This is a genomic window from Actinomadura sp. 3N407 (assembly GCF_052245875.1).
Taxonomy (GTDB): Bacteria; Actinomycetota; Actinomycetes; order Streptosporangiales; family Streptosporangiaceae; genus Spirillospora.
The window spans coordinates 47,275-65,676 of record NZ_JBQQBP010000026.1 but is presented as its reverse complement, the minus strand read 5'-3'; the positions used below and the strand labels follow the sequence as shown (position 1 = coordinate 65,676).

Below are 18,402 nucleotides of genomic sequence, written 5' to 3'. Positions count from 1 at the left end.
CACCGACGACCTCTGCCACCGACGACCTCTGCCACCGCCGACACCTGCCCGCCCGCGACCGTCCCGCCCGCCCGTGATCGGCCCCGGGGCGTCCCGTGACAGCCCGCGGGTCGCCTGCGGGGCCGTCCGGCGCCGCGCCCGGGTGACGAGGTGTGACTTAAGTAACACTTCGGTCGCAGTCACGGCCGGCGTGACCGCCCGGTAAACATCGGTTACCTGCCTGGAAAGGAATATGGCCCGCTCCAATCCCCGCGAGCCGCCGCCCCGCACGCCTGACATCGCCCTTTTCGGATCGCCCGCCTTAGCGTCGAAGTGACAAGATGTTCCCGATGACCGTTTCTGGGCATGAGTGAGCGCTGAGAGTTCCTGGAGAGGCGGGTCGCAGGTGTCGCGCGGTAGTGAGTTCGTTGTGGTGGCCAATCGGCTTCCGGTCGACCGGACCGTCGGAGCGGACGGCGTTCCGCGCTGGCGGCGCAGCCCCGGCGGCCTGGTCAGCGCCATCGCTCCGGTGATGCGGCGCAGGCAGGGCACCTGGATCGGCTGGACGGGCGCGCCGGACGAGGAGCTGGAGCCGTTCGAGGAGGACGGCATGTCGCTGCACCCGATCATGCAGTCCGCGCAGGAGGTCCGGCTCTACTACGAGGGCTTCTCGAACGCCACGCTCTGGCCCCTCTACCACGATGTCATCGCCCCGCCCGTCTACGACCGCGCGATGTGGGACGCCTACGTCCGGGTGAACAGGCGGTTCGCGCAGGCCGCGGCGAAGGTCGCGGCCGAGGGCGCGATCGTCTGGGTGCAGGACTACCAGCTCCAGCTCGTCCCGCGGATGCTGCGCGAGCTGCGTCCCGACCTGCGCATCGGCTTCTTCCTGCACATCCCGTTCCCGCCGCTGGAGTTGTTCTGGCAGCTGCCGTGGCGGCGGCAGATCCTGGAGGGGCTGCTCGGCGCCGACCTGGTCGGCTTCCAGCTCCCCGGCGCGGCGGCCAACTTCGTGCGGCTCTGCCGGCGGCTCCTGGACGCCCGCTACGTCAAGCAGGACGTCTTCTGGGACGACCGCGCCGTGCGGGCCCGCGCGTTCCCGATCTCGGTGGACGTGGGCGAGCTGAACGACCTGGTCGGGCGTCCGGAGGTCCAGGAGCGGGCACAGGAGATCCGGACCGATCTCGGGGACGCGACCGTCCTGCTCGGCGTGGACCGGCTCGACTACACCAAGGGGATCACGCAGCGGCTGCAGGCGTTCGGGGAGCTGTTCGAGGACGGCCACCTCAAGCCGGGGCAGGCCGTGTTCGTGCAGATCGCCACGCCGAGCCGCGAGCGGGTCGAGCAGTACCAGCTGCTCCGTGAGGAGATCGAGCAGCAGGTCGGGCGGATCAACGGCGAATACGGCGAGATCGGATTTCCGGTTGTTCACTATTTGCACAGTTCGTACGACCGCGACGAGCTGACCGCGCTGTACCTGGCGGCGGACGTGATGGTGGTGACCCCGCTGCGGGACGGGATGAACCTGGTCGCCAAGGAGTACGTGGCGTGCCGCAAGGACCTGCGCGGGACGCTCGTGCTCAGCGAGTTCACCGGTGCCGCCGCCGAGCTCAAGCGGGGCGCGTTCCAGGTCAACCCTTACGACATCGACGGTCTGAAGGGCACGCTGCTGTCCGCGCTGGCCGCCGAGCCCGCCGAGCAGGCGCGGCGGATGCGCTCGATGCGACGCCGGGTGATCGAGAACGACGTGGACCGGTGGGCCCACGCGTTCCTCAGCGAGCTGGAGCGTCCGGAGCGTTCGCTCCAGGCTCGGCCGATTCCCGCGGTGATGGAAGGCTGACCCGCAGGTCGAAGGCCGCCCAGACGGCCTTGCCTCCGGTGGCGAGCCGTGCCCAGCCCCACGCGTCGCTGACCGCGCCGACGACGAGGAGGCCGCGGCCGCCCTCGATGAACCGGTCGGGGTCGCTCGGGAGGGCCTCGGGGGGCCGTCCGCCCGGGTCGGTCACCGAGACGACGAGGCGCCTGGGGTGCCCGATGACGACGAGCTGGATGGGGCACAGCGGCAGCGGCTGGGGGAGTCCCTCCATGCCGTGCCGGAGCGCGTTGGTGGTCAGCTCCGAGACCGCGATCACGACGTCCTCGACGTCCTCGGTCAGGCCCCAGCCGCCGAGCGTGGCCTCGGTGAACTCACGCGCCGATCGGGGCGTGGTGATCTCCGCGGGGAACACGCGCCGTGCCATGCGCGGGGTGCCCGTGTGGGGCGCGGGCCAGAGCCCGGCCAGGCCCGGTGCGACCACCGGGACGGTCGCGGGGCCGTTCGGGCCGTTCGGCGCCGGAGGCGAGTCCGGCCAGGGATGAAGGGCCGCGGCGTGCCGCGGCCTGCCGCCTCCCATGGCGGCGGGCGCTGCGACTTCGTCTGCCTGGTCAACGGTCATGGTCAAAACCTCAGGGGCGTGCGGGGTCGGTCACCGGCGAGCGTTCGCTATCTTGCTCCCCAAGTCGTGCAGATGCAAGACCGTCTGCATGAACGAATGCAAGAACGAATGCACGTGCATCTCGTACCATTGTGTGGGGTGGGGCGAGATCGCGGCCTCCCGCGGGGAGGCTGAGACGCCTAGAGGGGGCAACGATGGACGGCCAACCGATGTCGGACGTCTGGCGCAGCGAGCTCGTCTGGCAGAAGAGCCGGCGCAGCAATCCGTCCGGGAACTGCGTCGAGATGGCCGAACTCCCCAACGGGGAGATCGCCGTGCGCAACTCCCGGGACCCCGGGGGAGCGGTGCTCGTCTACACGCGCGAGGAGGTGGAGGCCTTCGTGGGGGGAGCCAAGGACGGCGACTTCGACCACATGCTCGTCTGACCACGGCGGATGAAACCGAACGGGATTCCATTCCGTGGTCCGGCCCGGTAACGTGCGGCCATGCACCTGGGGCAGATCGCCGCACAGACGCCCGACAAGCCCGCCGTCGTCATGGCGGGCTCCGGGCGAGTCATTACATTCCGGGAACTGAACGAGGAGTCCAACCGGCTCGCGCAGCTGCTCCACCGGGAGGGGCTGCGCCCGGGGGACCACATCGCCTTCATGCTGGAGAACCATCCGCTGTACCTGGCCATCGCCTGGGCGGCCCAGCGTTCCGGGCTCTACTACACCGCCATCAGTACGCGGCTCCAGTATGAAGAGCTCGCCTACATCGTGGACAACTGCGAGGCCAAGGCCTTCATCACCAGCGCGTCGATGGAGACCGCCGCGCAGCACCCGCCGGACGTCCCCCTGCGCCTCATGCTCGGCGGCACGGCACCCGGCTACGACTCGTACGAGGAGCGCGTCGCGCAGCACCCGTCCACGCCGATCGAGGACGAGTGCGAAGGCGTGGACATGCTCTACTCGTCCGGCACGACAGGCCGCCCCAAGGGGGTGAAACCGAACTTGTCCAAGGCGCCGATGGGCGAGCCCGGGCCGCTGTACCAGCTTCTGTCGCTGCTCTTCCAGCCCGACGCCGACTCGGTCTACCTGTCGCCGGCGCCGCTCTACCACGCCGCGCCGCTGCGCTACTGCATCACCATGCACCGCTTCGGCGCGACCGTCGTGGTGATGGAGAAGTTCGACCCGGAGCAGGCCCTCGCCGCGATCGAGAAGCACGGCGCCACGCTCAGCCAGTGGGTGCCGACCATGTTCATCCGGATGCTCAAGCTCCCGGAGGAGACCCGCGCCCGCTACGACGTGTCCAGCCTGCGCGCCGCCGTGCACGCCGCCGCGCCCTGCCCCATACCGATCAAGGAGCGGATGATCGAGTGGTGGGGCCCGATCCTGCACGAGTACTACGCCGGCACCGAGGGCAACTGCTTCGTCTACACCAACTCCGAGGACTGGCTCGCCCACAAGGGCACCGTCGGACGCTGCGTCCTGGGCGAGGTCCACGTCTGCGACGAAGAAGGCAACGAGTTGCCGCCCGGTGAGCCGGGAACGCTCTACTTCGGCAACGGCCCCCAGTTCGAGTACCACGACGACGAGGCGAAGACCGCCGCGTCCCGGGACCCGAAGGGGCGCGGCTGGAGCACCCTGGGCGACGTCGGCTACGTGGACGAGGACGGCTTCCTCTACCTCACCGACCGCCGGGCCTACATGATCATCAGTGGCGGGGTGAACATCTACCCGCAGGAGTCGGAGAACGTCCTGGCCGTGCACCCCAGGGTCGCCGACGTCGCCGTCTTCGGCGTCCCGGACACGGAGATGGGCGAGGCGGTGAAGGCCGTCGTCCAGCCCCTGTCCATGGACGACGCGGGGCCCGAGCTGGAGGCCGAGCTCATCGCGTACTGCCGCGACCAGCTCGCCCACTACAAGTGCCCGCGCTCGGTCGACTTCCGGCCCGAGCTGCCCCGGCACCCGACCGGCAAGCTCTACAAGCGGCTGCTGAAGGACGAGTACTGGGCGGACGGACGTCCCGCGACGGCCTGAGACGGCCCTGAACGGCGAAACCCGGCCGGTCCCTCTCGGGGGCCCGGCCGGGTCTCGAGTTCGCCAGAGGCGCGCTCAGTGCATCGGCATCGGCGTGTCGACGCCGGCGGCCTCCGGCTTCTTGCGCGGCAGCAGCAGTGCCGGGATGAACGCCAGGGCGATCAGCACGGCGCCGTACCAGTAGGTGTGCTGGAACGCGTCCGCCATCGGACCGGCGATCTTCTCCATGACCGCCGGCGGCACCTCCTCGGTGCCGCCGATCTCGCCGCCGGCCCCGCCGCCGAGCTTGGACGTCAGCTGGCGGGCCAGCAGGACCGCCATCATCGCGGTGCCGATGGACGCCGACACCTGCTGGATGATGTTCAGCATCGTGCTGGCGCGCGGCACCTCGTCGTGCGCGAGGGTCTGGATGGCGGCGGCCATGACCGGCATCATCGTCATGCCCATGCCGAGGCCCATCGTGAACAGCACCGTGCCGAGCGCCCAGTAGGACGTGTCGGCCTCCAGGATCGCGGCGAAGCCCGCCACCGACAGCACCACGACGACCAGGCCGCTCAGCACGACACGCCCGGGCCCGATCCGGTCGACGAGCCTCCCGCCGATCGGCATCGTGATCATCGCGCCGAGGCCCTGCGGGGCCAGCAGCAGGCCCGAGGCCATCGCGCCCTCGCCGCGCACCGTCTGGTAGTACAGCGGCAGCAGCAGCATCGCGCCCATGAACGCGGTCACGAACAGCACCATCGTGCCGGACGCCGCGGCCACCGACCGGCGCTTCAGCAGCCGCAGGTCGATCAGCGGGTTCTCGGCGTGCAGGGCCCGGAACACGAACCCGGCCACCAGCACCGCGCCGGCGACCGTGAAGGCCAGTGGTTCGGTCTGCAGGAAGTCGCGCCCCTCGGCGCCCTTGGCCACACCGTAGATCAGCGAAGCCAGGCCGGGGGACAGCAGGAGAAGCCCGATGAGGTCGAGCCGTTCGGCCGGCTTCGGCTCGTCCGGCTTGAGGATCCTGGCGGCCAGCACCAGCGCGACGATGCCGATCGGCAGGTTGATGAAGAAGATCCACCGCCACGAGACGTCGTCGACGAGCCATCCGCCGAGGATCGGGCCCATGATGGGGCCGAGCAGCATCGGGACTCCGATGATGCTCATCACCTGGCCGACCCGCTGCGGGCCCGCCGCCTGCGTCATGATCGTCATGCCGGCCGGCATGATCATGCCGCCGCCCAGGCCCTGCAGGACCCGGAAGAAGATCAGGGACTCGGCCGACCACGCGAGACCGGCGAGCGTCGAGCCGAGCACGAACAGCACCAGCGAGATCATGTACAGCCGCTTGGTGCCGAACCTCGCCGAGGCCCATCCGGTGATCGGGATCACCGTGGCCAGCGCCAGGGTGTAGCCCGTCGCCACCCACTGGATCGTCGCCAGCGAGGTGTTGAACTCCTTGGCGAGATCGTTGATGGCGACGTTGACGACGGTCACGTCGAGGATCGACATGATCGCGCCGAGGACGACGACGCCGGCCACCGCCAGCACGCCGCGGTCGAGACCTCCGCCCGCGTCAGGTTCCCTCCGTGGGCCGTCCGCCATCTTGGGAGATGCGGGAGCGGTCAACTTCTATCCAATCGTCAGGGCCCCGCATGCGGGCACGCGGGGACCGATGAGCACGTCTCAGGGGGTACCGCCGCAAAATACTGCAGCGACTGACAGTTCCGCGAACCGTTAACTCTCGTGGGATACGTGAGTATTCCAACGAAGTCGGACAAATTCGCGCTGCTCTGCGACGTCCAGCCTCGGACCTCGACCACGCTGGAGGTCAACCCGGTGTGACCGACGCGACATCGGCGCCTGCCTCGGCCTTCACTGGGAGACGAACTCGGTCGCCTTCCGTGGCTCATCGGCGCCTGGCCACCCTCTGAATTCAGATGAATACTGTCAGTGGTCCAACGTGTGGAGGCGTGATGTCAACCGAGGTGCCCGAGAACCCGCTGGCCGTGTCGATGATGGGCCTGCTCACCGGCGGCTGGGTCGCCCAGGCCGTCAGCGTGGCCGCCCGGCTGAAGATCGCCGACGAGCTGGCGTCCGGCCCGCGCTCCGCCGCCGACATCGCACGCGCCGTGGGCGCTCACCCGCCCACCCTGCGCCGCCTGCTCCGCGCCCTCTCCGACGTCGGCGTCGTCAAGGAACGCGAAGACGGCCTCTTCAGCGGGACCCCCCTGGGCGACCTCCTGCGCGGCGACGTCCCCTCCCTGCGCGGCTACGCCCTGCTGACCGGCTCCACGTTCCACCGGGAGGCGTGGGACGGCCTGGAGCACAGCGTCCGCACCGGCGAACCGGCCTTCGCGCACGTCCACGGCCGGGACCTCTTCGACCACCTGCGCGACAACCCCGCCGACGGCGCCGTCCTGAACGAGGCGATGATCGCGCACTCCGGCGAGTTCATCGCCCCCGTCGTCGCCGGCTGCGACTTCGCCCCCGGCCACACGATCGTGGACGTCGGCGGCGGCCACGGCGTGGTCCTCGCCGAGATCCTGACCGCCAACCCCGGCACCCGGGGCGTCCTCTACGACCTGCCGGGCGCCATCGCGGACGCCGAAGACGGCCCGCTGCACACGGCCCTCGCCGAGAACCGCTGCCGGATGATCGCCGGAACGTTCTTCGAATCGGTTCCGCCCGGCTGCGACGCCTACGTCCTCTGCCACGTCGTCCAGGCCTGGGACGACGACCGAGCCGTCCGGATCCTCACCAACTGCCGCAGGGCCATGGGGCCCGGCAGCCGCCTCCTCCTCGGCGAAGGCCCCCTCCACGAGGGCCCGAGCCCGTCGCGCATGAAGTGGCTCGACCTCGAAATGCTCGTGATGACCCGCGGCGGCCTGCAACGCACCCAGTCCCAATACGAGGACCTCTTCCAGCGCGCGGGCCTCCGGCCCACCGGCGTCCCCGCCCGAGGCCCCACGTTCAGCGTCCTGGAAGCCCGCCCGGCCTAGGCAACGTGGTCCTGCAACGCAGCCGCGTCCGCCGCCATGAGCCGCAGCACGTTCGCTCGGTCCGGATGCGGGTCTCCGAACCGCGTCGACCGTGTGCGGGTGATCCAATGGAGGCGCTACAGGCACTGGTCGGGCCTCGCCCACGTCGGTCCGCACGGTGGCGGATAGTTCGCCTTGCGAATTTTTCGGGTGTTCAGATGTAGCCTGGTCGCGTGGGTAGGCAGGGTGAGGGGCGGATCGGGGTTGTGTCCGCGTTGGTGCGGGCCTCGTTTCTGGTGAATGCCGTCTATGCAGAGTCGGCCCGGGAGCACGGCATCACGTCGCAGCAGGGTCAGTTGCTGTGCGTGCTCATGGCGCAGTCGTACTCCATGGGTGAGCTGGGGGCGGTACTGGGGCTGGCCAAGTCGAGCCTTACCGGCCTGGTGGACCGTACCGAGCGCAACGGCCTGGTCCGGCGCGAGCCGGACCCGCGGGACATGCGTGGGGTGCGGGTCGCGCTGACTCCGAAGGGCGGCAGGCTCGCAGAGGAGTTCTACGACGAGACCTGCCGACGGGTCGAGAAGTTGCCGGCGGGGCTCGGCGCCGCCGAACGGGACGCGCTCGCCGGTCTGCTCGGCCGCGTAGTGCGGGACAACAAGGTTCCGGTGGTCTTCAGGGAGCCGGACGATGGGACCGCTGCCGGCGAGCACTGAGACTCCGCGTCCCCGCGACACGAAGGATTAAAGTTCGTAGTACGAACTAACATGGTTCGCATTACGAACGGCGCTGACCTGCGGAGCGCCCTCGAATGAAAGGCAGAACGATGCCGGTACAGGAAGTCGTCTTCGGGTTCGGCGCGCACACAGGTGTCGGCGGCGTGCCCGAACTGTTGCGCCTGGCCCAGCAGGCCGACGATGACGGCCAGGCGGGCGGCCATGCGGCGCCGGCATGAGACTTCGCCTCCGCGTCACCGGATTCCAGGCGTGTCGTCGGGGAAGGTCCTTCGATGTGGAGACGACGCCGTGGACCTCGGGCAGGGCGACCCGCTCGCCCTTCGTCATGCCGAGCGGGCTGCGCGGGCGGCTCGCCGGACGCCTCATGCTGCGGATGAACAAGCAGGACGAGATGGTGGACCTGCTCGACATCCGGGCGGGGGAGCAGGTTCTGGAGGTCGGATACGGGCCGGGCGGCCTGATCCGCCGCCTCGCCCGGACGCCCGCGGGACGGGTCTGCGGTGTCGATCCGTCCCCGGAGATGCGCGAGATGGCCCTCAAACGGGGGACGCGGGCGGACCTTCGGCTCGGAACCGCCGAGGACACCGGGTTCGGCGACGCCGAGTTCGACTGTGCGGTCTCGGTCAACACCGTGGGCCTCTGGCCCAGCCTGGAGGCCGGACTGGACGAGTTGCACCGCGTGACACGCCCCGGAGGCCGCGTGGCGATCGCCTGGCATGGGGGCCGCCGCCCGTCCAGGGTCACCCGGCACCTGACACTGCCGGACGACCAACTGGAACGCGTTGAGCGCGAGATGCGCGGCCGGTTCTCCGATGTCACCCGGCGGGAGTTGTCCGACCTCACCGTCTTCGTGGCGCACCGCCGCTAGTGCCGCATCAGGGTTTGCGCGCGAGACCGCCGTACATGGAGACCTGGGAGTCGTCGATCGAGCGGGCCTCGTCGTCCGGGCGCCAGTGGTGCACGGGGGTCACACCGGGGTCGACCAGTTCCAGGCCGTCGAAGAAGCTTTTGACCTGTTCTTTCGTACGGGCCTTGGAGTTGATGCCGCGTGCGTTGAACTCCGCCACGGCGGCGGCGACCTCCTCGGGACCGCTGTCGATGGTGATCGTGGACAGGGCGAGGAAACTGCCGGAGGCGAGCGGTTCCAGGAGCCGTTCGACGATGTCGTGCGCGTGGTCCTCGTCGTGGATGAAATGCAGGACGGCGATGAGGCAGAGCGCCACGGGCCGGCGGAGGTCGAGCGTGTCCCGCACATCGGGGGAGGCCAGGATGGCCTCCGGTTCGCCAAGGTCGGCGTGAATGTAGCGGGAGCGTCCTTCGGGAGAGCTGGTGAGGAGGGCGCGGGCGTGCACGAGCACGATCGGGTCGTTGTCGACGTAGACGATCCTGGAGGACGGGTCGACCGCCTGGACGATCTCGTGCAGATTGGGAGAGGTCGGTAGACCGGTTCCGATGTCCAGGAATTGCGTGATGCCGCGATCGGCGGCCAGGTGGCGGGCCACCCGCACCATGAAGTTGCGGTTGGCGCGCACGGAGGTGCGCATGTAGGGCGCGATCTTGACGACCTCTTCGGCGGCCGTGCGGTCGGCGGCGAAGTTGTCCTTGCCTCCCAGAAGATAGTCATAGACCCGGGCCGAGTGGGCCACATCGGTTCTCAGGTCCGCTGAGGACGGTTGGTCTGCTGTCTCCGGCACGGAAGGCCCCCATAGGTCGGTGCGGTGGCGCGCATCACATATTAGTAAGTGTCGTTACCTGATGGATGACGTTCACGGGCGTTGCTCCACCCGGTGGGCTCGCCGCCGCGGTGACGGTCACTCGCGCGGTTCGCGGATGCGGGCGTAGACGTCGCCGGAGCGGCCTCGGGGGCGGATGCGTTCGAGCTGCCGCTTCAGGGCGGGTGCGTCGAGCCAGCGGGGGGCGGCGAAGCGCATTGTTTCGATGGGGGAGTAGTTGTAGACGTAGCCGCCCGCCTGCGCGCCGAGCTGCTCGACGATGCGCAGTGCTTCCATGGTGGCGTCGTGGGCCGATGGCACGTACTCGAATGACAGTGCGGGGAGGGGCCGCGTGAGCCCGGCCAGCACGTCGGCTTCGAAACCCTCGACGTCGATCTTGCAGAAGGCCGGCACGCCGTGGGCGGCGATGAGGTCGTCCAGTGTGGTCACCTCGATCTCGACCGAGCGGTCCCAGCGGACGCGGGCGAAGCCGCTGTCCGTCGTCACCGACCTGATCCAGTCCGGTGACATCGAGGAGACGGTGGGCGTCGCCGTGGACAGCGCCAGCTGCGCCCGCCCCGGCTTCGCCCCGGCGGCTCCGGGGACTATGGTGACGCCCGGGTCGCGGCCGTAGAAGAGGCCCAGGACGCGCAGGCAGTCGGGCTGCGGCTCGACCGCGATCACCCGGGCCCCCAGGTGCCGCCAGACGCGCACGCGGCCGCCCACGTGGGCGCCGATGTCGAAGGCGAGGTCGCCGGGCTGCAGGAACTCGCCGTAGAGGCGCGATGCGCGCCGGTGCTTGCCCGGAACGCCGTAGTACATGATCAAGGAGCGGGCGATCCCGTACGCGCGCAGCAGCATCCGCCGACACTACCGCGCGCCGCGGTGTCCCAGCGGTCGAAGAGCCGGGGCGGCGGCGTGCAACAGTTTCGCGGGGCCGGGCGTCCTTGGGGGGACGGGAAGGGACGGGCCATTGGACGACGACGGCGTGACGTACGAGGAGTTCGTGACGACCCGCGCCCAGGCACTGCTGCGTTACGGCTTTGTGCTCACCGGCAACGCCGACGACGCGGCGGACCTCCTGCAGGAGGGGCTGGTCAGGTTGCGCGGCGCCTGGGGGCGGGTGATGAACAAGGACGACCCCGAGGGGTACGTCCGCAAGATCATGGCGCGTCAGCACATCAGCGTATGGCGGCGGCGGCGACGCGAGCATCTGGTCGGCAGCGTCCCCGAAGGGCGGTACGACGACCGCGGCCTGGAGCGGGCCGAGGAGGATCCGCGGCTGTGGGAGGCGCTGACGGTGCTTCCGCCGCGGCAGCGGGCGGTGCTGGTCCTGCGCTACTACGAGGACCTTTCGGACGAGGAGATCGCCGGGACGCTCGGCATCTCGCGCGGCACGGTCCGCAGCCAGGCGGCCCGCGCGCTGGGCAAACTCCGCGCGGACTGGCGTCCGGCCGCCGCGTCCACGGTGGGAGGGCACCATGAACGATGATCTGGACCGGGCGCTGCGCGGCACGCTCACGACGGCGGCGCGGGAGGCGCCGGGCGTTGAGCCGGACCTGCTGGAGCGGGTGGAGAGGGGGCACCGCAGGAGGCGGCGCCGCCGGACGTCGGCCGCCGCGCTCGCCGTCGCGGTGGTCCTCGGCGGGACGGGCGCGGCCGGTGTGGCGGTGCGGTCCGGCGAGGACGCGCCCGATGTCGCGGTGCCCGGCAAGCTGAAGCCGATATCGCCCAAGGAACTGGGAACGCCCGTCAAGGTGCGCGAACGGTGGCCGGCGGCCGTCCGGAGCGTCCCGCGCGAGCTGCCGGACGGGCGCGCGCTGCACCCCGTCACGGTGCTGGACGGCGACACGCTGGTGGGGGCGACCGAAGCGTCCCTCCAGGTCCCGGACCAGCTGTGGTCCTACGACCTCGGGACCCGCAAGGCCACCGCGATCACCGACGTGGTGGTGCCGCGCGGCTCGAAGATCTTCGCGTCCGACTTCACCGTCGGGCGAGGGCAGGTCATCTGGTGGCTGTCGTACCGGGTGGACGGCCGCGACACGGTCGAGATCTGGGGGGCGCCGCTCGCCGGCGGCGCCGCGCGCAAGCTCATCGCGATGCCGGGGTCGTCGCTGTCCACGCTGCTGATCGACGGCGACTCCATCGTCTGGGGCATGGGCGACGGCGTGTACAAGGCGCCGCTGTCGGGCGGGGCGCCGGAGGAGATCCCCGGCACCGGAGGCTTCGGGATCGTCTCCTGGCCCTGGATCGGCTCACCCGCGTCCCGCGGGGACACGGTCGGGGACATCATGTACCGGTCGCTGCGGAACGTGCGGACCGGGGAGCGCCGCGGGGCCGGTCTCGCGCCGTTCAAGGGAGCATGGTCGTGCGGGGTGACCTGGTGCGTCGGCAGCCCCGCGCGGGGTGTCACCTACCACCGGGACATGGCGACCGCCGTGCAGCGCAGGGACGGGAAGGCGGGCAGGCTGCTGCCCTTCGACAACTTCATGGGGCCGGTGCGGGGCCTCGTCTACGGACGGTTCCTTCCCCTCTTTCCGGAAGGGCCCGGGACGAAGCACCACATCCTGTACGACGTCAAGACCGGCACGCTGCTCGACACCGGGATACGGCGGTACAACGAGGTGATGGGGCGGGGACGGAACGACCGCGACCCGCAGCATTTCTTCATGAACAAGGACGGGACGACGCTGCTCGACCTCTCGAAGATCCGCTGACGGCACGGCACGAGAACGCCGATACCGCCGGCCGGTCCGCGGGCCGGCCGGCGGCCCGGCCCGTCAGGACGGGGGGAGGCCGAGGGCGCGGGCGATCAGCATGCGCTGGACCTCCGAGGTGCCCTCGCCCACTTCGAGGATCTTGGCGTCGCGGTAGAAGCGGCCGACGGCGTACTCGTTCATGAAGCCGTAGCCGCCGAAGATCTGGGTGGCGTCGCGGGCGTTGTCCATCGCGGCGTTGGACGCGACGAGCTTGGCGATCGCGGCCTCCTTCTTGAACTGCTCGCCGGCGAGCAGTTTCGCGGCCGCCGCGTAGTAGGCGAGACGGGCGGTGTGGGCGCGCGTCTCCATGTCGGCGATCTTGAACTGCATGGCCTGGTAGCGGCCGATCTCCTTGCCGAACGCCACCCGCTCCCGGGCGTAGCGGAGGGACTCGTCCACGCAGCCCTGGGCGAGGCCCACGGAGAGCGCGGCGATCGCGATGCGGCCCTCGTCCAGGATGCGGAGGAACTGGGCGTAGCCGCGACCGCGCTCGCCGACGAGGTTCTCGGTGGGGACGCGCACGTCGTCGAAGGACAGTTCGCGGGTGTCGGACGCCGACCAGCCGACCTTGGAGTACTTGCGGCCGACCGTGAAGCCCGGGGTGCCGTTCGGGACGATGATCGTGGAGATCTCGCCGTCGCCGGTGAAGGCGGTGACGGTCACGAACGCGGTGATGTCGGTGCCGGAGTTGGTGATGAACGCCTTCGACCCGTTGATGACCCAGGTGTCGCCGTCCAGGCGGGCGGTCGTGCGCATGCCGCCGGGAACGTCGGAGCCGCCGCCGGGTTCGGTCAGGCCGAAGCCCGCCAGGTTCTCCCCGGACGTGAGCCGCGGAAGCCACCGCGCCTTCTGCTCGTCCGAGCCGAACCGGTAGATCGGCATGGCGCCCAGCGAGACCCCCGCCTCCAGGGTGATCGCCACGGACGAGTCGACGCGGGCGAGTTCCTCCAGGGCTAGGCACAGGGCGAAGTAGTCGCCGCCCATGCCGCCGTGCTCCTCGGGGAACGGCAGCCCGAACAGGCCCATCTTGCCCATCGCGGCGACGATGTCGTACGGGAACTCGCCGCGCTCGTACAGGTCGCCGATCACCGGGGCGACCGTCTCGCGGGCGAACCGCTCCACCGTGCGCCGCAGCTCCTCCTGCTCGTCGCTGAGCGTGAAGTCGATCATTGCTACTCCCTGTTCATGGTCGCGCCTCCGGCGCTCCGGTTCGCGGCGCCTTTCGCGCGGCCTTCCTTCGTCACGTGCTCGCTCCTTCGCCGCTGCGCCCGCTCCTCAGTCCAGGCCGCGCGCGCCGCCGCTCACTTCCGGTGCGAGGGCCTGGACTACGCGGGACGGGCTGGGGCGGCCCAGGCGGCGGGCCATCCAGAGGCTGGTGGCGACGAGCTCGTCGAGGTCGACGCCGGTCTCGATGCCGAGGCCGCGCAGCATCCAGACGAGGTCCTCGGTGGGAAGGTTGCCTGTGGCGCTCTCGGCGTACGGGCAGCCGCCGAGGCCGCCCGCGGAGGCGTCGACGACGGTGACGCCGGCGCGGAGGGCGGCGAGGGTGTTGGCGAGGGCCTGCCCGTAGGTGTCGTGGAAGTGGACGGCGAGCCGCTCGGTGCCGATGCCGGCGGCGCCGAGCGCCTCGATGAGGGCGGTGACGTGGCCGGGCGTGCCGACGCCGATGGTGTCGCCGAGGCTGAGCTGGGAGCAGCCGAGGTCCATCATGCGGGACGCGACGGACACGACCTGCTCGATGGGGACGTCCCCCTCCCACGGGTCGCCGCACACCATCGAGATGTAGGCACGGACCCATAGCCCCTCGGCGTGGGCGCGTTCGATGACGGGCGCGAACATCGCGAGCGACTCGTCCACGGTGCGGTTGAGGTTGCGGCGGGCGAACGACTCGGTGGCGCTGCCGAACACCGCGATCTCGGTGACGCCGTTGGCGAGCGCCCGGTCGAGGCCCCGCTCGTTCGGGACGAGGACGGGGTAGCGCAGGTCGGGGGAGCGCGGCAGGACGTCGAGGAGGTCTTCGGCGTCGGCGAGCTGCGGTACCCACTCGGGATGGACGAAGCTGGTCGTCTCGATCGTGCGCAGGCCCGCGCCGGCCAGCCGGGTCACGAACTCGGCCTTGACGTCCACGGGGACGACCGCCTTCTCGTTCTGCAGCCCGTCCCGCGGCCCGACCTCGTAGATCGTGACCCGCCCGGGCAGGCCGGAAAGGGGTACCCGCATCGTCATGCCTCCTCGATCACGGCCAGGACCGCGTCGAGGGCGACCTGCGCGCCCGCGCGGACCGGCAGTTTCGCCACGACGCCGGTGAGCGGCGCGGTGACGGTGTGCTCCATCTTCATCGCCTCGACGACCACGAGCGGCTGCCCCTCCGACACCCGGTCGCCCTCGGCCGCCTTGACGGCCAGGACCGTGCCCGGCATCGGGCTGCGCAGCACGCCGTCGCCGCCGGCGGCGGCCGCCGTGCCCGCCTCGGCGCGGACGTGCTCGCTCAGCGCCCATGCGTGCCCGTCGCGGCCGAGCCACAGCGTGTGCCCGTCACGGGCGGCCTCGAACGAGGTCGTCCTTCCAGCGTAGGTCAGCGTGAACGGCCTGCCGAGCGATGCTGTGACCGGAGGGTCATCGCCGATGGCGACGCGGGCGGACTCGGCGCGGCCCTGGACGCGGACCTCCACCGGGCCGCCGCCGGACGGGGTGATGATCCAGGGCGTCCAGGCGTGGGCGCCGGGACGCCAGCCGTCGGGGACGTCCCACGGGTCGCCGCCGGATTCGAGCGCCCGCATCCGTTCGAGCGCGGCGGCGGCGAACACCTCGCGCGGGACGGACGCTCCGGGGAGCAGGCCGTCAAGGCTGCGTTCGACCAGGCCCGTGTCGAGATCGCCCGAGACGACGGACGGGTGGTGCAGCAGCGAACGCAGGAACGCGACGTTCGTCGGGACGCCCAGCAGCGTGTACGAGGCGAGAGCGCGGTCGAGGCGGTGCAGGGCCTCGGCGCGGTCGGAGCCGTGGACGATGACCTTGGCGAGCATCGGGTCGTAGGCGCCGCCGACCTCGGTGCCGACGTCGAGCCCGGAATCGACGCGGGCGCCGGGCTCGGTCAGGGCGAGGACGCGGCCGCCGGTGGGGAGGAAACCGCGCGCGGGGTCCTCGGCGTAGACGCGGGCCTCGATCGAGTGCCCGTCCAGGCGGACGTCGCCCTGGGCGAGAGGCAGCGCCTCGCCCGCCGCCACCCGGAGCTGCAGTTCGACCAGGTCGAGGCCCGTGACCATTTCGGTGACCGGATGCTCCACCTGGAGCCGGGTGTTCATCTCCATGAAGAAGAACTCGTCCGGGCGGTCCGCCGGGACGATGTACTCGACCGTCCCGGCGCCCACGTAGCCGACGGCGCGGGCGGCGGCGACGGCGGCGGCGCCCATCCGCTCCCGCGCGGCGGCGTCCAGCAGCGGGGACGGCGCCTCCTCGATGATCTTCTGGTGCCGGCGCTGCAGGCTGCACTCGCGTTCGCCCAGGTGGACGGTGTTCCCGTGGCCGTCGGCGAAGACCTGGATCTCGATGTGCCGGGGGTTGTCGACGAACCGCTCGGCGAGCAGCGTGTCGTCGCCGAACGAGCCGCGCGCCTCGCGGCGGGCGGACGCGATCGCCTCCGGCAGGTCCGCCGCGTCCCGGACGAGCCGCATCCCCTTGCCGCCGCCGCCCGCGGACGGCTTCAGCAGCACCGGCAGCCCGACCTCCAGTGCGGCGGCCTCCAGCTCCGCGTCCGAAAGACCGGGTTCGTCCCGGCCCGGCACGACGGGGACGCCGGCCGCCGCGACGGTCCGCTTCGCGCGGATCTTGTCGCCCATCGCCTCGATCGCCTCGGCGGGCGGGCCGATGAACGCCAGCCCCGCCTCGCCGCACGCCCGCGCGAACGCCGTGTTCTCCGCGAGGAAGCCGTACCCGGGGTGGACGGCCGACGCACCGGAGTCGCGCGCCGCCGAGATGACGGCCTCGATGTCCAGATACGACGGGATCCGCAGGGCCTCGTCCGCCTCCCGCACATGGCGCGACAGGGCGTCGGCGTCGGTGTGGACGGCCACCGAGCGGACGCCGAGCCGCCGCAGCGTGCGGAAGACGCGGACGGCGATCTCCCCGCGGTTGGCGACCAGGACGCTGTCGAACATCAACACCCTCACATCCGGAAGACGCCGTAGCCGACCGGCTCCAGCGGTGCGTTGGCCGCGACCGACAGCCCGAGCCCCAGCACGCGCCGGGTGTCGAGCGGGTCGATCACACCGTCGTCCCACAGCCGCGCCGTCGAGTAGTACGGGTTCCCCTGAGCCTCGTACTGCTCGCGGATCGGTGCCTTGAAGTCTTCCTCGTCCCGCGCCGGCCACTCCTCGCCGCGCGCCTCCATCTGGTCGCGGCGGACCGTGGCGAGGACGCTCGCCGCCTGCTCGCCCCCCATCACGGAGATGCGGGCGTTCGGCCACATCCACAGGAAGCGCGGCGAGTACGCCCGGCCGCACATCGCGTAGTTCCCCGCGCCGAAAGAGCCGCCGATGACGACGGTGAACTTCGGGACGCGGGCGCAGGCGACGGCGGTGACCATCTTGGCGCCGTGCTTGGCGATGCCGCCCGCCTCGTATTCGCGCCCGACCATGAACCCGGTGATGTTCTGCAGGAACACCAGCGGGACGCTGCGCCGGTCGCACAGCTCGATGAAGTGCGCGCCCTTCTGCGCCGACTCGCCGAACAGGATGCCGTTGTTGGCGACGATCCCCACCGGGTGCCCGTGAACGCGGGCGAAGCCGGTGACGAGCGTGGGCCCGTACTCCTTCTTGAACTCCTGGAAGCGGCTGCCGTCCACGATGCGGGCGATGACCTCGCGCACGTCGTAGGGGGTGCGCGGGTCGGGCGGGACGACCCCGTACAGTTCCGCCGGGTCCACGGCCGGTTCCTCGGACGGCGCGACGTCCCACGGGCGCGGCTCGCGCGGCCCGAGCGTGGCGACGATGTCGCGGACGGTCCGCAGCGCGTGCGGGTCGTCCTCGGCGAGATGGTCGGTGACGCCGGACGTGCGGGAGTGCAGTTCGCCGCCGCCCAGCTCCTCGGCCGTGACGACCTCGCCGGTGGCGGCCTTCACCAGCGGCGGCCCGCCCAGGAAGATCGTCCCCTGGTTCCGGACGATGACGGCCTCGTCGCTCATCGCCGGGACGTACGCGCCGCCCGCCGTGCACGAGCCCATCACCGCCGCGATCTGCGGGATGCCCAGCCCCGACATCGTGGCCTGGTTGTAGAAGATGCGGCCGAAGTGCTCGCGGTCGGGGAACACCTCGTCCTGGCGGGGCAGGAACGCGCCGCCGGAGTCGACCAGGTAGACGCAGGGGAGGCGGTTGTGCAGCGCCACCTCCTGGGCGCGCAGGTGCTTCTTCACCGTGACGGGGTAGTAGGTGCCGCCCTTGACGGTGGCGTCGTTGGCGACGACGACGCACTCGCGGCCGGAGATCCGCCCGACCCCGGTGATGATCCCGGCGCCGGGCGCCTCGTCCCCGTACATGCCGTTCGCGGCCAGCGGCGACAGTTCCAGGAAGGGCGAGCCGGGGTCGAGGAGCGTGTCGACCCGGTCGCGGGGGAGCAGCTTGCCGCGCGCGGCATGGCGCTCGCGGGCCCGCTCGGGACCACCGCGCCCGGCCCGGTCGACGCGGTCGCGCAGCTCCGCGACGAGGGCCTCGTTGTGCGCGGCGCTCGCCTTGAACGCCTCGCCCGTCACGTCGGCGCGGGAGCCGATCTCGGGTCCGCTCATGACCCCCCTTCCCGGTTAAC

The 18,402-nt window shown here is 71.0% G+C and carries 17 protein-coding genes; 9 read left to right on the top strand and 8 right to left on the bottom strand.

All coding sequences use genetic code 11. The features are described from left to right. Nucleotides 1–385 precede the first annotated feature (385 nt). On the top strand, nucleotides 386–1,819 hold the full coding sequence (locus ACTWPP_RS40065; RefSeq protein ID WP_443109696.1) for an alpha,alpha-trehalose-phosphate synthase (UDP-forming): 1,434 nt from the start codon (nucleotides 386–388) through the stop codon (nucleotides 1,817–1,819). On the opposite strand, the gene ACTWPP_RS40060 is transcribed toward ACTWPP_RS40065, so the two are convergent. Further along, a complete protein-coding gene (locus ACTWPP_RS40060; RefSeq protein WP_443109695.1) occupies nucleotides 1,752–2,414 on the bottom strand; it encodes an ATP-binding protein in 663 nt (220 codons plus the stop codon). The genes ACTWPP_RS40065 and ACTWPP_RS40060 overlap by 68 nt on opposite strands. 194 nt (nucleotides 2,415–2,608) lie before the next feature. Between ACTWPP_RS40060 and ACTWPP_RS40055 the strand changes: the two genes are divergently transcribed. Together ACTWPP_RS40055 and ACTWPP_RS40050 are read left to right on the top strand one after the other, a co-directional pair. Then, nucleotides 2,609–2,839 (top strand): DUF397 domain-containing protein, encoded by a 231-nt coding sequence (locus tag ACTWPP_RS40055; protein ID WP_443109694.1) that lies wholly within the window; start codon nucleotides 2,609–2,611, stop codon nucleotides 2,837–2,839. 60 nt (nucleotides 2,840–2,899) lie between these two features. After that, nucleotides 2,900–4,435 (top strand): AMP-binding protein, encoded by a 1,536-nt coding sequence (locus ACTWPP_RS40050; RefSeq protein WP_443109693.1) that lies wholly within the window; start codon nucleotides 2,900–2,902, stop codon nucleotides 4,433–4,435. 75 nt (nucleotides 4,436–4,510) lie between these two features. On the opposite strand, the gene ACTWPP_RS40045 is transcribed toward ACTWPP_RS40050, so the two are convergent. Continuing rightward, entirely contained in the window at nucleotides 4,511–6,022 is a 1,512-nt protein-coding gene (locus ACTWPP_RS40045; RefSeq protein WP_443109692.1) for a DHA2 family efflux MFS transporter permease subunit, read from the bottom strand. A 371-nt stretch (nucleotides 6,023–6,393) separates the two neighbouring features. On the opposite strand from ACTWPP_RS40045, the gene ACTWPP_RS40040 reads away from it, so the two are divergent. From ACTWPP_RS40040 to ACTWPP_RS40025, 4 genes are all read left to right on the top strand, one after another. Next, the gene (locus ACTWPP_RS40040; protein WP_443109691.1) at nucleotides 6,394–7,419 is read left to right on the top strand and encodes a methyltransferase; all 1,026 of its coding nucleotides are present in this window, start codon (nucleotides 6,394–6,396) and stop codon (nucleotides 7,417–7,419) included. Nucleotides 7,420–7,664: 245 nt separating this feature from the next. Next, the gene (locus ACTWPP_RS40035; RefSeq protein ID WP_443109690.1) at nucleotides 7,665–8,111 is read left to right on the top strand and encodes a MarR family winged helix-turn-helix transcriptional regulator; all 447 of its coding nucleotides are present in this window, start codon (nucleotides 7,665–7,667) and stop codon (nucleotides 8,109–8,111) included. A gap of 95 nt (nucleotides 8,112–8,206) precedes the next feature. Further along, complete coding sequence (locus ACTWPP_RS40030; RefSeq protein WP_443109689.1) at nucleotides 8,207–8,350, top strand: hypothetical protein; 144 nt, start codon at nucleotides 8,207–8,209, stop codon at nucleotides 8,348–8,350. A 56-nt stretch (nucleotides 8,351–8,406) separates the two neighbouring features. Further along, nucleotides 8,407–9,000: a class I SAM-dependent methyltransferase gene (locus ACTWPP_RS40025; RefSeq protein WP_443109688.1), complete on the top strand. Its 594-nt coding sequence runs from the start codon at nucleotides 8,407–8,409 to the stop codon at nucleotides 8,998–9,000. A gap of 7 nt (nucleotides 9,001–9,007) precedes the next feature. Here the strand turns inward: ACTWPP_RS40025 and ACTWPP_RS40020 are convergent, their stop codons facing one another. After that, nucleotides 9,008–9,826, bottom strand: a complete 819-nt coding sequence (locus ACTWPP_RS40020) for an SAM-dependent methyltransferase (protein ID WP_443109687.1) — start codon at nucleotides 9,824–9,826, stop codon at nucleotides 9,008–9,010. 117 nt (nucleotides 9,827–9,943) lie between these two features. After that, the gene (locus ACTWPP_RS40015; protein ID WP_443109686.1) at nucleotides 9,944–10,705 is read right to left on the bottom strand and encodes an FkbM family methyltransferase; all 762 of its coding nucleotides are present in this window, start codon (nucleotides 10,703–10,705) and stop codon (nucleotides 9,944–9,946) included. Nucleotides 10,706–10,817: 112 nt separating this feature from the next. Between ACTWPP_RS40015 and ACTWPP_RS40010 the strand changes: the two genes are divergently transcribed. Together ACTWPP_RS40010 and ACTWPP_RS40005 are read left to right on the top strand one after the other, a co-directional pair. Next, a complete protein-coding gene (locus ACTWPP_RS40010) occupies nucleotides 10,818–11,336 on the top strand; it encodes a SigE family RNA polymerase sigma factor (protein WP_443109685.1) in 519 nt (172 codons plus the stop codon). Beyond that, nucleotides 11,326–12,561 carry a hypothetical protein gene (locus ACTWPP_RS40005; protein ID WP_443109684.1) on the top strand — a complete coding sequence of 412 codons (1,236 nt, stop codon included), beginning with the start codon at nucleotides 11,326–11,328 and terminating at the stop codon, nucleotides 12,559–12,561. The genes ACTWPP_RS40010 and ACTWPP_RS40005 overlap by 11 nt, the downstream gene beginning before the upstream one ends. Before the next feature lie 63 nt (nucleotides 12,562–12,624). Here ACTWPP_RS40005 and ACTWPP_RS40000 read toward each other — a convergent pair whose 3' ends face one another. From ACTWPP_RS40000 to ACTWPP_RS39985, 4 genes are all read right to left on the bottom strand, one after another. Next, nucleotides 12,625–13,773, bottom strand: a complete 1,149-nt coding sequence (locus ACTWPP_RS40000) for an acyl-CoA dehydrogenase family protein (protein ID WP_443109683.1) — start codon at nucleotides 13,771–13,773, stop codon at nucleotides 12,625–12,627. Between the two features lie 105 nt (nucleotides 13,774–13,878). Continuing rightward, entirely contained in the window at nucleotides 13,879–14,823 is a 945-nt protein-coding gene (locus ACTWPP_RS39995; RefSeq protein ID WP_443109682.1) for a hydroxymethylglutaryl-CoA lyase, read from the bottom strand. A gap of 2 nt (nucleotides 14,824–14,825) precedes the next feature. Next, nucleotides 14,826–16,760 (bottom strand): acetyl/propionyl/methylcrotonyl-CoA carboxylase subunit alpha, encoded by a 1,935-nt coding sequence (locus tag ACTWPP_RS39990; RefSeq protein WP_443109681.1) that lies wholly within the window; start codon nucleotides 16,758–16,760, stop codon nucleotides 14,826–14,828. Nucleotides 16,761–16,768: 8 nt separating this feature from the next. After that, complete coding sequence (locus tag ACTWPP_RS39985) at nucleotides 16,769–18,382, bottom strand: carboxyl transferase domain-containing protein (protein ID WP_443109680.1); 1,614 nt, start codon at nucleotides 18,380–18,382, stop codon at nucleotides 16,769–16,771. Between the last annotated feature and the right edge of the window lie 20 nt (nucleotides 18,383–18,402).